This window comes from Brevibacillus fluminis (genome assembly GCF_052072235.1).
GTDB classification, from domain to species: Bacteria; Bacillota; Bacilli; order Brevibacillales; family Brevibacillaceae; genus Brevibacillus_D; species Brevibacillus_D fluminis_A.
In genome coordinates this window covers 379500-393334 of sequence record NZ_CM125436.1, presented here as the reverse complement: position 1 = coordinate 393334, position 13835 = coordinate 379500, and the positions used below count along the sequence as shown (strand labels likewise).

Below are 13835 nucleotides of genomic sequence, written 5' to 3'. Positions count from 1 at the left end.
TCGGATGAGTGTCAACTTTCTCCGCTACCATCTTGCAGGGCTGGTTGCACTCATAAGAAAAGCCTTTCCCCGCTACCATCTTGCAGGGCTGGGCTTTTTTTATTTTCATGGATTTTTCCATTAACTTTGCGGTAGTGAGCATCACTTCCGTGTGGTTGTGTTGCATTGTACCAAATGCAGCCATAGTCGTGCCGAGCAGCAGGATCGTCACCAGGATCGTGATTACCAGCATACGAAAAGGAGTGATCCGGACAATGTGGCATTTTTTGCACAAGCTGTTTGCCCGAACGAAATGGGTTGTCGTGTTTTCGACGCAACATGTGGAGACGTACATGAAATGCAAGGGACGGCTCAGCGAAGCGAATGTGGCGGCTAAGACAGAAGCTGTCTGCACGGGCGGCGGGGAAGGCAGCGGGGACGCGTTCGGCACAACATACCACATCTTGGTGAAAGCGGAAGACGTGCATCGTGCAAATCGCATCATTCATCATGGATCATAAGCCGATCGATTGGACGCAGGTGATAAAAAAACAGGTTGCCGAGTTCGCATTGCCTCGACAACCTGTTTTCCTTTTACACAGAACCGGACACGACCTTTCCGTGGAACAGCACCGCCTGGCGCTGCACGCGGCGGGCGACCGCTTCTGCCGAGCAGCTCGCATGCACCAGCACCCCGCTCATCGTGTCGCCGACAGCCGGCCAGACGCGCTGGCCCTCGCTATTGAGCGGCGTGACGCCATTGGTGATGAAGCCCAGCGTTTCGGCCAGCGCGCGCTCGTTGCTCCAGCGGAAGCGTTCGGCCAAGCGGCCTGCGCGCTCCAGACTGTCGCCGCGTCCAAAGGGCGACCAGTGGTCGGTGATGCTGTCATCGCCCAATGAAACCGAAACGCCTTTTTCTTTCAAGATCGGGAAAGGAATCGTCGCGCGGTTGATCGGCACGGTCGAGGTGATGGAGATGCCCACCGATGTGAACAGCTCGGCAAGCTCTGCCTGCTCTTGCGGTGACACGTCGGCCAAGCCGATGCAGTGGCTGATCGTGACGCGGTTTTGCCAGCCTGCTTCCTCGGTCATCGCCGCCAGTCTGCGGAACGTGAAGGTGCCCAAATGGCCCGGATCATGGATATGGATGTCGACACCAGCGTTTGCCTCGACCGCCAGCTCCATGATCGTGGCGAGCGATTTTTCGATGTTGAGGTCGACCGTAGCCGGGTCTACACCGCCCACATGCGTCGCGCCCATGCGCATCGCCTCACGGACGAGCGCAACCGAATCGCTGCGCAAGAGCCCGTGCTGCGGAAAAGCGACGATTTCGTGCGACTGCTTCGCTGCGTATGTCTCTGTCGCCTGCAGCGTCGCCTCCAGATTTTTCAGCCCGATGACCTGATCGACGTTGCAATGGGTACGCACTTGTGTCGAACCGTGCGACAGCAGCAGACCGAGCATGTTTTCGGCGCGTTGGCGCGCGGTTGGAAGCAGCTTGGGCAAAAGCTCCTGCTCTTCCTTGATCCGGGTGAAAATGCTGACCGGCGGCGTGCACGCCTTCCACGGTCCGCTGTAATACGTTTTGTCGATATGGATATGCATGTCGGCGAACGCTGGCAAAAGCAAGAGTTCCTTCGCATCCTGCTGCGGCAGGCCGTCCGTCAGTGCTGTATCGGCGGAGACGATCTGCGCGATTTTGCCGTCCTCGATCTTCAGGTGGCAAAGCTCTGTCGTCGTGCCTGCGATTCTCTCCTCTTCATAGCGGAAGCCGCTTTCCAAGCGTACATTTGTTAACCAGTAGGCAGATGCCATCTATCGCTCACCCTTTCTTCACCGTTCGAAATGATGGTGCAAACAATTCATCCGCTGGCAGCTGTTGATAATCCCTCTCCAGATAGCCCGCGCGCATTTTCTCGAAATAGGCTTGGCCTTTGCGCTTGATGTCGGCCAGATCGACGCCGGGGATCAGTCGATCTTTCATCACGGTCCGCCCGTTGATGATCGACAGCTTTACATCGCGGCCGGAGCCGGACATGAACATCGTGCGGATCGGATCGTCGACCGCGCCCATATGAAAGCCGTCCAGGTCGATCGCGATGATGTCGGCTTTCGCCCCCGGCGCCAGCCGTCCCAGGTCGTCGCGTCCGAGGAAGCGGGCTCCGCCCAGCGTCGCTGCCCGATACAGATCGGCATAAGTCGAGTCCGCCAGCTCTCCTTCCACCATCCGCGACACCATGCTCGCGGTGCGGACATTTTGGAAAATGTCCGGCGGGAAGGTATCGGTGCCGAGCGCCATGTTGATGCCGCGCCGCTTGTAGCGGGCAAACGACTCCAGCGCCTGTCCGTGTCGCCCGATAACAAGCGGGCAATGGATGACGGTCGTCTTCGTTTCGGCGAGCAGCGCGAGGTCACAGCCTTCGCCAATCGCGACCTTGCTGAAGCCTGCGACATAGTCGGCGTGCGGAATCGCGGTCCTTTCGCCGAGAAAACCAAGGTCATAGAGAAAGCGGATCGGCGTCTTGTTGTGGCGTCGATGAATTTCGTGATATTCATAATCGCCCTGTGCCGCATGCAGGCGGATCGGGCAGCCCAGCTCATCGGCGAAGCGCTTGGTTTCGAGCAAGTTTTCCGGCGTCTGCGTTTCGATTCGCTCGGGCGCCAGCATCCCGCGAATCAGGCCGTCGTATGCGCCGTCGAACTTTTTCACGAATTCCACGGCGCGGCGCAGCCCCGCACGCCCCTCTTCCTCATTCCACAGCACCTCGATCTCGCCGTTCGGTTTGACCACGCGCATGCCGGACTGGTAGCTCGGCCCCATGTACATGCGCAAGCCGAGCTTGCCGGCATGATGCACGGCAGCCTCCAGCTCCTCGTACGTTTCCGCCCACCGCTTGTAAAAAACCGAGGTGATCGGCATCGCAGTCGTCACACCGTTCAAGATCAGCTGCGTATAGGCAAACTGCGATTTGAACGCTTCTTCCTCCGGCGTCATGACCTCACGATAGCCGTTTTGATAATACGCTTCCGACCAAAGCAGGTTTTTCTGGCGGCTGCCCGCTTCCACATGTACGATGTCATGGTCAATGTCGCCGAGCGCGTTCAAATCGATGAAACCCGGGCTGATGACCGCATTCCCGGCGTCAATGACTTCATCGACCTGATCGGGATAGTCGTGACCGACGAACAGAATGGTCCCGCTCTGTGTTTCATACACGACCTCGCCGTGCTCCACAATCACATGATCCACGCCATCGTATCCGACGACATAGCGTCCGGTCAGCTTACTTTTCATCCGTGTCACGCTCCTCTACCGCAGCGTTTCTGGGTCAAAGCGCTTTTCGTCCACGTAATTGCGGGCGTGTCCCCAGAAATATTTTGTCGGCTGCATATATTTTTTCAAATCGGCGCGCTCAAGCGTACGCAGCGCCTCCTCATTCGCCTCGGCCAAAGCCATCTTTTCGTCGACGTGCAACACCTGCCTGTTTTCCAGCACGAGCCGGCCATCGACGATGACGTTGTCAACATCGCTCGCCACCGCCTGGTAGACGAGCCGGTGTACATACATGAAAGCCGGAGCCAAGTGCGGCTGGTTCATGTCGACCGTGATCACGTCCGCTTTTTTGCCGACCTCAAGCGATCCCAGTTCGTCATCCCAGCCGACGCAGCGCGCCGCATCGATCGTGACCATCTCCAAGAGCTTGCCCGGCGGCAAATAGTACGTGTCCCGCAGCGCTGCCTGATGGATCATCTGCGTCTTGCGCATCGCCTGGAACATGTCAAACGTCGCGGATGGCGACGTACCGTCCGTGGTGATCGCAACGGTCGCGCCCAGTTCGATCAGCTCGGTGATCGGCGTGCGCTCGAACATCTGGCTGACGCCCGGGGCCGAGCTGACATTCGTTCCGGTCTCGGCCAAAATCCGCGCTTCGTCAAACGAAATGCCACGGCAGTGCTGCAGATGGACATCCGGGCCCAGCAGCGCGTTTTCCTTGTCCTGCATTGCCAAATGGATCATCCCGCCAAACGCGTCGGAGTGAATCCGTGTCTTGTATTTGCGGGCGATCTCGCGGATTCGCTTCGCCTGGTAACGGTCATGAGCGGTCAATCCGTACAGCTGATCGGCCGGCGTCGCTCCCGACGGATTCACCGAGGTGACGATCACGAACGGCGTGATGAAGGCGCGAATCCGGTCTTCGTGGGCGTGATTCAGCGCCTCGATGACTGCCTCCGCCCCGTGCAGCACCTCGTCATACGTGACGTCCCGCGTGATTTTCTTTCCGTCCACCCATCTGCTGAACGGATGCGGCCACGGCGGGTTGCACGGGCCTGTGCAGACGATTTCGCGCACGCCGACCTCCGCATATGCTTTCGCATGGTTCAAGGCAAAAACCGGATCGTCCGAACGCGGCATCGAGCCAAGCACGCACACGCCTGTCGTCACACCGGCGCGCAGGCGCTCCAGCGCATTGAGCTTGCCCTCGTAATACCAGAACTCATCGGTCACATTGTGCTTGTAGGTGTGGGTCATGATCGGCATCCAGAAGCTGAGGTTTTCCATCGCGATCGTCTTGAACATCGAATGCCCGCCATGACCGTGCGCATCGATGAATCCGGGCAGCACGCAATGATGCTTGCAGTCGATCACCTTTTTCGCCTCATACTTGCCGATAAGCGCCGCCGTGTCATCCACAGCCAAAATCCGTCCGTTGTGAATCGCGACTGCGCCGTCTTCCAAAATCCGGCGCTGGGCATCCATCGTGATGATGACGCCGTGTACCAGCAGCAAATCGATCATCGGTCGTGCCCGCCCGCAACCATCTGACCTTCAAAAAAGACCGCTTTACGTTCGGCTCGACGGGCCACCGCTTCCGCCGCGCAGCTCGCATCGACAAGCACCATGCTCGCGGTGTCGCCCACTTTCGGCCAAGCCCGGTTGCCTTCCGAATCGAGCGTTGTTTTTCCTCCGGTAATAAAGCCGATAGCCTGTCCCAGCGAGCGCTCATCGATCCAGCGGAATCGCTCGGACAAGCGCCCCGCCCTCTCCAGCACATCGCCGTTGCCAAACGGCTGCCATGTATCATAAATATTGTCGCAGCCTGCCGCGACGCTCACGCCTTTTTCATGCAGCAGCGGCACCGGCGGCAGCTGGGCACTGTGCGGCGCGCTCGTGATGATCGTGATGCCCGCTTCTGCCAGCTGTGCGGCCAGATCGGCTGCCTCTCCGACCGGAATTTCGCCAAGCCCGAACGCATGGCTGATCGCCACGCGGCCCTGCCAGCCAGCATCCACCGTCATTGCCGCGAGCCTTCTCATCGTGAACGCACCCAAGTAATCGGAATCGTGCAGATGCAGATCGACGCCCGCATTGGCTTCCACCGCCAGCTCCATCATCTGTGCAAGCGATCCTTCGATGTCGTTGTCTACAGTCGCCGGATCGACGCCGCCGACTAGCCCTGCTCCCTGGCGCAGCGCTTCGCGAACCAGCTCCTTGGACTGCGTGCGCAAGAGGCCATGCTGTGGAAAGGCGACGATCTCGTGTGACAGCATGCCGGAATAGCTTTCAAGCGCGCGCTGCACCGATTCCAGATTGGACAGGCCCGCCTCGGGATAGATGTCGACATGCGTGCGGACATGCGTCGAACCGTTTCCAAGCAAAATGCCCAGCATCGTCTCGGCCCGCTCCTGTGTCGTCGTCGGCAAAGACGGCAGCACACGCTTTTCAATCTCGCAGCGGCCCACGACATTTTTAGCCGGAATGACGGCGCGCCATGGCTCGCCCAAAATCGTTTTATCCAAATGAACGTGTTTTTCGATGAAAGACGGCAGGAGCAAATAACCTCCCGCATCTTGTGTCGCAAGGTTCGTATCCAGCGGGCGATCGGCCGGCACAATCTCGGCGATGGCGCCCCCCTCAATCCGAATATGACAAGCTTCCGTCTCGGTACCGGCAATCGCCCCGTTTTCATAACGGTACCCGCTTTCCAGTCGAACATTGGTTAACCAATAAGCAGCAGCACTCACGATTTGCTCACCCTTTCCTCGTTTTCCAATCGGTGTGACCCAGGTGTTCAGTCTACATTATAGGGAATATTCAGTTTTTTATTTGCAACATCTTTACCTCTATTTTCAGTATCTTTACAAGTTGTCCGAACCTTATTTACTTTGCGAAGTTTTCTGATAACTTTTTATCTACAAAGGGGGGTTCGCACCATGAACGTTGAGTATGCTCAACCGAAACAAGCGGTCACACAAAAAGCCCCGGCCAGGCCGGGTAAATGGAAAGTGTTTTACAACAAATTAAAGAAAAACAAGCTGGCGATGGCGGGCGGCTATGTCATCATCTTTTACATTCTCGTTGCCCTGCTCGCGCCGCTTCTCGCTCCGCATGATCCGTACCAGATCGACTTGCCCAACAAATTGAAGCTGCCGTCCGCCGAGCATTGGATGGGAACGGACGACAAAGGCCGGGATGTGCTCAGCCGGATCATTTTCGGCACGCGCCTCTCGCTCTCGGTCGGGTTCGTCGCGGTGTTCATCGGCGCTTTTTTCGGCGTCATTCTCGGCCTCTTGTCCGGTTACTACGGCAAATGGGTCGATACCGTCATCATGCGTATCATCGATGTCTTGCTCGCCTTCCCCGGCATTTTGCTCGCGCTCGCGATTGTTAGCGCTTTGGGGCCGAGTCTGATCAATGTCATGATTGCGGTCGGCGTGTTTTCGATCCCGATGTTCGCCCGAATCGTCCGGGGCTCAACGTTGGCGGTGAAAAAGCTGGAGTATATCGACGCGATCCGTTCGCTCGGCGCCAGCGACTTGCGCATCATCTTCGTTCATATTTTCCCAAATATTCTTTCTCCGATCATCGTACAGGCATCGCTCCGCTTGGCGACCGCGATCCTGTCCGCCGCCGGTTTGTCCTTCCTTGGACTGGGCGCACAGCCGCCGCTGCCGGAATGGGGCGCCATGCTTTCCAATGGACGCGATTTTCTGTTCACCGCACCGTATCTGGCGATGTTCCCGGGAATCGCGATCTCCACGCTGGTGCTCGGCTTCAACGTATTCGGAGACGGTCTGCGGGACGCGCTCGATCCAAGGATGAAACAATAGGGGGGAAAGCAACATGTTCGTATACATCATTCGCCGGCTGCTCCAGATGATCCCGGTCCTTTTGGGCGTCATCCTGGTCGTGTTCCTGATCATGCAGATGGTGCCGGGCGATCCGGCACTGCTATTGGCAGGGGAAGGCGCTTCGGTTGAAAACGTCGCAAAAATCCGTCATCAGCTCGGTCTCGACCAGCCGGTGATGCTGCAGTATGTCCACTATGTCGGCAACGTCGTACAAGGCGACCTGGGTACGTCCCTGCGCTCCAATCTGCCGGTGCTAGATGAGATCATGACCCGCCTGCCGATCACCATCGAACTCGCGCTCGCGAGTATTTTCATCACGATCGTGCTGGGCATGCTGGCCGGAATCATCTCTGCAACCAGACAATATTCGTTCGCTGACATCACGATCATGATCATCGCCCTGCTCGGCGTCTCGCTGCCAAGCTTCTGGCTCGGCTTGACGATGATTTACTACTTCTCGGTGAAGCTGCACCTCTTCCCTGTCGCAGGGTGGGGTACATGGAAGCATCTGGTGCTGCCGGCGATCACCTTGGGCGCATCCGGGGCCGCAATCGTCGCGCGGATGACACGCTCCAGCATGCTCGACGTGATCCGTCAGGACTACATCCGCACCGCCAAGGCCAAAGGCTTGAAGCAGCGCGTGATCGTCTACAAGCATGCGCTGAAAAACGCGCTCATCCCGGTCATCACCGTCGTCGGTCTGCAGTTCGGGATTTTGCTGGGCGGCGCCGTTCTGGTGGAATCCGTTTTTGCGATCAATGGCCTCGGCCGTCTGATCGTCGACGCGATCCGCATGCGCGATCTGCCTGTCGTCCAAGGCGGCGTGCTGGTCGCCTCGGTTATTTTCGTATTCGTAAACCTGGCTGTCGATGTGCTGTACCGATACTTCAACAAACGGATTGAACTGGACTAAGGAGGGGTCACCATGGCGAAAACAGCAGAAAAAATCTTGGACGTCCGCAACCTGCAGACCCACTTCTTTACCGATGAAGGTGTGAGCCGCGCGGTTGACGGCATCAGCTTTACGCTGCACAAAGGCGAGACGCTCGGCCTGGTCGGGGAATCCGGCTGCGGCAAGAGCATCACCTCGCTCTCGATCTTGCGTCTGATCGCAAGCCCGCCCGGAAAAATCGTCGGGGGCGAAATTTTGTTTAAAGGAACCGATTTAGTGAAAAAATCGGAAGAGGAAATGCGCGCCATTCGCGGCAACCAGATTTCGATGATTTTCCAGGAGCCGATGACCTCGCTCAATCCGGTCTACTCGGTCGGTGAGCAAATCGCCGAAGTGTTTCGCCTGCACCAAAAGCTGGGTAAGAAAGAAGCATGGGAAAAAGCTGTCGACATGCTGCGGCTGGTCGGCATCCCTTCCCCGGAAAAACGGGCCAGGCAGGAGCCGCATGAGCTGAGCGGCGGGATGCGCCAACGCGTCATGATCGCGATGGCGATGGCGTGCACGCCGGAAATCCTGATTGCCGACGAACCGACCACCGCGCTCGACGTGACCATCCAGGCGCAAATTTTGGAACTGATGAAAAAGCTGCAAAAAGAGCTTGGCATGGGCGTCATCATGATCACGCATGACCTCGGCGTCGTCTCGGAAACATGCGACCGCGTCGCCGTCATGTACGCCGGCAAAGTCGTGGAGTACACAACCGCCGAGGAGCTGTTCGACAACCCGAAACACCCGTACACGGTCGGCTTGCTGAATTCCTTGCCGCGCCTCGATGAAGACCAGGATGAGCTGGTTGCGATCAAAGGCAGCGTGCCGAGCCCGTACAACATGCCGCAGGGCTGCCGCTTCGCGCCGCGCTGCCCGCATGCCCGCTCCATCTGCCAAACGACGCTGCCCGAACTGGTGCATGTCAATGACGACAGCCAGATTCGCTGCTGGATCTACACGGCAGAATGGGACAAACAGCCGGAAGCAAACGTGAAAAGCGGGGGTGCCACCTATGTCTAAGCAAAAAGCGCTGGTCGAGGTCAAACAGCTGAAGCAATACTTTCCGATCAAAGGCGGACTTTTGGGCCGCACGGTCAATCATGTCAAAGCCGTGGACGATATCAGCTTCTCCATCTATGAAGGCGAGACGCTCAGCATCGTCGGCGAATCCGGTTGCGGCAAATCGACGACCGGACGCGCAATCCTGCGGCTCGACGAACCGAGCGGCGGCGAAATTTTATACGATCAAAAAAAACATTCTGTCGTTCAATAAAACGGATATGCGCAAGCTGCGCAAAGACATGCAGGTGATTTTCCAGGACCCGTTCGCCTCGCTCAACCCGCGCCAAACCGTTGGGCAGATTCTCGGCGAAGCGCTGACGATCCAGAATGTCGTCCCGGCGGAAAAGCGCCATGACCGCATCACCGAACTGCTTGCCCACGTCGGGTTGCGCCCCGACCATATCGACCGTTATCCGCATGAATTTTCCGGCGGCCAGCGCCAGCGGATCGGCATTGCCCGCGCGCTTGCGGTCGAGCCCAAGCTGATCATCTGCGATGAGGCCGTTTCCGCGCTGGACGTCTCGATCCAGGCGCAAGTTTTGAATCTATTGAAAGAATTGCAGCGGCAGTATAAACTAACGTATCTGTTCATTTCGCACGACCTCGGCGTCGTCCGTCATATTTCCGACCGCGTGATGGTCATGTACTTGGGAAAAGTGGTGGAGATCGCCGACAAGAAATCGCTGTTTGAAAATCCGCAGCATCCTTACACCAAAGCGCTGCTCTCCGCCATCCCGGTGCCGAACCGCAAGGAAAAGCGCGAGCGCGTGATGCTGTCCGGCGATGTGCCATCCCCGATCAATCCGCCGCAAGGGTGCCGTTTCCATACGCGCTGCCCGTTTGCCGTCGATCGGTGCAAAACGGAAGTTCCGCAGTTGACCGGCGTGAGCCATACGCATCAGGTCGCCTGCCACCTGGTGTAACCAGAGTAAAAACACAACACTCCAAAGGTAGATGGATCGCATGATAAGCTTCGAAGGCTTCACGATGCTCATTCTGCTCTTTATTTTGGCTCCTATCATAGGAGCTATTGCTTTATTGTTTCTGTTTATTTTCGAGAAGCGGATCGACCTTCTGGAAAACCGGAACAAGAAGATGGAACTGGAGAAAGAGCTGCAGCAGTCTTTGTACAACCAATTGAACCAACAGATTCAGCCGCACTTTTTGTTCAATACGCTGAATGTCATCCTGAGCCTCGCCCGCCTGAAGCGCAATGAGGAGCTGGTGCGGGCGCTGGAGGTGCTGTCGCAATTTCTCAAGTTCAAATACAAGACGAATGAGCCGATGATCTTGCTATCGGAAGAAATTCGTTATACCGAGCATTACATCGAGATCCAGAAGCTGCGATTCGGCTCCCGGCTGAGCATCAGCCTCACCATCCATGATCAGAGCATCGGTCTTGCGCGCATTCCGCCGTTTGTCCTGCAGACGCTGGTGGAAAATTCGTTCAAGCACGGTCTGGAGCGCAAAATCGGCCGGGCGGTGCTCTGCATTGACTTTTACCGCCAGCAGGACCTGGTCATCCTCAAGGTGCTGGACAACGGCTCGCTGGACCCCGCCACCGACCTTGCCATGGAGAAGAGCGGGCACGGCCTGGATAACATCCGGCGTCGCCTCCATCTTTACTTTGGCGAGCGGGCCAAGCTGCACATTCAAACGATCGAAGGAACCGGCACGCAGGTCCTTGTGGAATGGCCCTATTTGGCCAGCCCGGATGAATCCGGCTTACCCACAGTGCCCTGAGCATAAGGCATTCCATTCATTTTCGTTGGAAAAGAGGTACGCAACATGAACGTTTTATTGGTGGATGACGAACCGCTTGAGCTTGACCAGCTGGAGTATCTCATCTCCCCGCTGTTCCCTTTCTGGAATCTGTACAAAGCGTACGACGGAAGCCAGGCACTGGCAATTTGCCAAAAGGTGAAGATCCACCTCGCCTTCCTGGACATCAACCTGCCTGGCAAATCCGGACTGGAGCTGGGCGACGAGCTGCGCCAGCTGAATCCCGATGTCGACCTGATCATCGTCACGGCTTATCAAAATTTTCACTATGCCAAACAGTCGATCCGGCTCGGCGTCGTCGATTACATGACCAAGCCGGTCATCGAGAGCGAGCTGGTCGAGATCCTCAGCAAATACCGCAACAGCACGGCGCATACCGAGTATTCCCGCGTCATCCACGATGCGCTCTCGATCATTCATGAAAAATACGCGGACAAGCTGAACCTGGCCGACCTCGCCGCAGAGGTCCACATCAATGCCACCTACCTGAGCCGCCGCTTCACGGAAGAGGTCGGCGTATCGTTCTCGGAATACTTGATGCAGTACCGCATTCAAATGGCCAAAAAACTGCTCCTCTCCCACCCCGACTGGAGCATTTCGACAGTCGCGGAGAAAACCGGCTTCAACAGCCAGCATTATTTCAGCACGATCTTCCGCAAGCAGATGGGCAGCACGCCAAAGGAATACCGTGAAAAGGAGAAATGAGGTTGTTCTACCATTCATTTCGTGAGTACGTTCTGGGAACAGCAAAAGTCGGCATCGGCCTGGGGGTCGTCTCCATTTTGGCGCGCTGGATTACCGGCAATACGATTTTCGCCTCCCCGGAGGCATTGGTGCGGTATGGGATTTTTGGCGGGATCGGCTATGCGCTCATGGTCGCATTCGGTCTGATCGCTTTCGGCTGGCTGGGCAAACGGGTGCGGCAGGAGTTTTCCGAGGGGCTGACGATCGGGGACTACCTTCGCTTCAAGCTGAATCGCTCTGGCTACTGGATGCTGATTGGGGTTTTGTTTGTCATCAGCTTTGAAACGATGTTTATGCAGGGGCTTGCAGCCGGGGTTTTGGTCAATATTTTGTTCGGGATTCCGATTCCGATCGGCCTTCTCTGCTTTTTTCTGCTTTGTGTGCTGTATGCAGGGTTTGGCGGCATCGTGCTGATCCACCGGTTCGCTTTTATCCAGGTGATCTTCACGTTTGCGGCCGCGATCCTCATCCCGGTCTATTTTTTCATCGAAAAAGGCGTGGAGCATGTGTATGCGGGCATCCGTCTGTATCATCCGTATCTGCTCGTCGCCAACAATCACGAGGGGCTGCTGTTCATCGTCTGCGGCCTGTTGATCGGGTTCGGCCAGGTGTTCGTCGACCAGGCGTCCTGGCAGCGCCTCTACATGATCGAGGAGAAAAAAATCGTCCCGGCCTTCCTTTTGTCCGGGCTCATCGGGGCGACGGTGCCGCTTGCCTTTTCCGCCTTGATCATGATCGTCATCTTCACCGGCGGCTTTCATGACATTTACTCGCTCTTGTTCGGACTGATTCGCAAGATCGACAATCCGTTTTTGCTCGTCTTGTTTGTGCTCTGCTCCTTCAGTGCGATCACATCCGCTTTCGGCGCAGGCATTCACTCGATGATCAGCCTGATGGTGAGCAATGTGTACCAGCTGTTCAAGCCGCAAGCCGACGAACGGCAAAAGCTGCGCATGAGCTACCTGCTCGCGATCGTTCTCGGAGTGTTGTCGTTTCTGGTGACCGTCTATTTCACCCCCTCGTTACTGGAACTGCTTTTTTTCTTCGGGATTATTTATGCGGCACTTCTGATCCCTGTCGTCGTCATGGTTCTCGCCAAAGGGAAGGTGAGCACTTTCATCCCGTTTTCCGCTCTCGTCGGGATGGCCTTCGGTTACGTAAGCCGCTCCTTCGTGGGCAACCTGGAAGCGATCTGGATCAGTACGGCCGCCTCGACAACGCTGGTGCTGCTTTATTTGTGCAGCAAAGCGGTCGGCAAGCATTTTGCACATGAATGAAAGGAACGGGACCTTACGCTATGCTGCGTTCTTATTTGTTATTGATCTTTTGCGTCACCGTCTGGGGGAGCAATTTCGTCTTTGGCACCATCCTCGTCCGCGAGTTTTCTCCCTTTTTTCTGGCAGCTGCACGGTTGCTGTTTATCGCGCTTTTCTTGCTCGGCTACGCGTTGCTCACGCGGCGGTTGGGTCGCGTTTCCCGCAAAGACTGGGGGCTGTTGTTTGCACTCGGCATCAGCGGCGTGTTCCTGAACCATTGGACGTTTTACCAAGGTCTGGTCACCGCCGATTCAACGACCTCGGCGCTCATTCTCGCGTTGACACCGGTCACCACCGCGCTTTTGGCTGCGGTATTTTTGCGGGAAAGGCTCACGCCCAAAATGATCGCCGGCTCCATCATCGCCACGTTCGGCGTCATGCTTGTCATCTACAACGGCGCCGCCTTGCAGCTTAGCGTCGGACTTTTGTGGATCGCGCTGACGATGGTCACCTTTGCGATCTCGATCATCCTGGTGCGCATGCTGGCCCAGCGCATCCCGCCGCTCGTGACGACGCTGTACTCCACCTTGATCGGCTTCGGCGCCATGGTGCCGGTCACAGCGATCAACGCAACCGGCTGGCACATCAGCGGACAGCTGTGGGCATGGGGCCTGCTCATCCTCACCGCCGTGCTCATGCACGGAATCGTCACCCTGATCTGGAACAGCCAGCTCCAGCAAGTAGGGGCAGCCAAGGCCGCCATGTTCTCCAACCTGGAGCCATTCGTAGCCATGATTTTCGGCTATTTCATTCTCGATAAACTCGTAACCTCCCAGCAATTACTCGGCGCGCTCTTCATCATCGGAGGCGTAACCCTCACCACTTTATCCAAAGAAACGGGCGCCACGAAGAGACAGTCCCTTGAGCCGGAGTGTTAACCC

Annotated in this window: 12 protein-coding genes and 1 pseudogene; 9 read left to right on the top strand and 4 right to left on the bottom strand. The window is 56.9% G+C overall.

The window, feature by feature from the left end; all coding sequences use genetic code 11:
• Positions 1-254 precede the first annotated feature (254 nt).
• Positions 255-500: a hypothetical protein gene (locus tag ACTID9_RS02345; RefSeq protein WP_441069662.1), complete on the top strand. Its 246-nt coding sequence runs from the start codon at positions 255-257 to the stop codon at positions 498-500.
• 73 nt (positions 501-573) lie between these two features.
• Here the strand turns inward: ACTID9_RS02345 and ACTID9_RS02340 are convergent, their stop codons facing one another.
• The 4 genes from ACTID9_RS02340 to ACTID9_RS02325 are packed head-to-tail and all read right to left on the bottom strand — an operon-like array spanning position 574 to position 6003.
• Positions 574-1794, bottom strand: coding sequence for an amidohydrolase family protein (locus ACTID9_RS02340; protein WP_441069661.1), 1221 nt, complete (start codon positions 1792-1794; stop codon positions 574-576).
• 7 nt (positions 1795-1801) lie between these two features.
• On the bottom strand, positions 1802-3274 hold the full coding sequence (locus ACTID9_RS02335) for an amidohydrolase family protein (RefSeq protein WP_441069660.1): 1473 nt from the start codon (positions 3272-3274) through the stop codon (positions 1802-1804).
• Positions 3275-3289: 15 nt separating this feature from the next.
• Positions 3290-4777 carry an amidohydrolase family protein gene (locus tag ACTID9_RS02330; protein WP_441069659.1) on the bottom strand — a complete coding sequence of 496 codons (1488 nt, stop codon included), beginning with the start codon at positions 4775-4777 and terminating at the stop codon, positions 3290-3292.
• Positions 4774-6003, bottom strand: coding sequence for an amidohydrolase (locus tag ACTID9_RS02325; RefSeq protein ID WP_441069658.1), 1230 nt, complete (start codon positions 6001-6003; stop codon positions 4774-4776). Before ACTID9_RS02325 ends, ACTID9_RS02330 begins: the two co-directional genes overlap by 4 nt.
• Positions 6004-6192: 189 nt before the next feature.
• Here ACTID9_RS02325 and nikC point away from each other — a divergent pair, with 189 nt between their 5' ends.
• The 8 genes and pseudogenes from nikC (at position 6193) to ACTID9_RS02285 (ending at position 13832) form a co-directional block, all read left to right on the top strand.
• A complete protein-coding gene (nikC, locus tag ACTID9_RS02320; RefSeq protein WP_441069657.1) occupies positions 6193-7089 on the top strand; it encodes a nickel transporter permease in 897 nt (298 codons plus the stop codon).
• A 13-nt stretch (positions 7090-7102) separates the two neighbouring features.
• Positions 7103-8023 (top strand): nickel ABC transporter permease, encoded by a 921-nt coding sequence (nikB, locus tag ACTID9_RS02315; RefSeq protein ID WP_441069656.1) that lies wholly within the window; start codon positions 7103-7105, stop codon positions 8021-8023.
• 12 nt (positions 8024-8035) lie between these two features.
• Entirely contained in the window at positions 8036-9070 is a 1035-nt protein-coding gene (locus ACTID9_RS02310) for an ABC transporter ATP-binding protein (protein WP_441069655.1), read from the top strand.
• Positions 9063-10035 (top strand): annotated as a pseudogene (locus ACTID9_RS02305) (ABC transporter ATP-binding protein). Before ACTID9_RS02310 ends, ACTID9_RS02305 begins: the two are co-directional and overlap by 8 nt.
• Before the next feature lie 115 nt (positions 10036-10150).
• Positions 10151-10855 (top strand): sensor histidine kinase, encoded by a 705-nt coding sequence (locus ACTID9_RS02300; protein WP_441069654.1) that lies wholly within the window; start codon positions 10151-10153, stop codon positions 10853-10855.
• 45 nt (positions 10856-10900) lie between these two features.
• Positions 10901-11599, top strand: coding sequence for a response regulator transcription factor (locus tag ACTID9_RS02295; protein WP_441069653.1), 699 nt, complete (start codon positions 10901-10903; stop codon positions 11597-11599).
• Between the two features lie 2 nt (positions 11600-11601).
• Positions 11602-12915 carry a sodium:solute symporter family transporter gene (locus ACTID9_RS02290; RefSeq protein ID WP_441069652.1) on the top strand — a complete coding sequence of 438 codons (1314 nt, stop codon included), beginning with the start codon at positions 11602-11604 and terminating at the stop codon, positions 12913-12915.
• Between the two features lie 20 nt (positions 12916-12935).
• Positions 12936-13832, top strand: a complete 897-nt coding sequence (locus tag ACTID9_RS02285) for a DMT family transporter (protein WP_441069651.1) — start codon at positions 12936-12938, stop codon at positions 13830-13832.
• Positions 13833-13835: the final 3 nt, after the last annotated feature.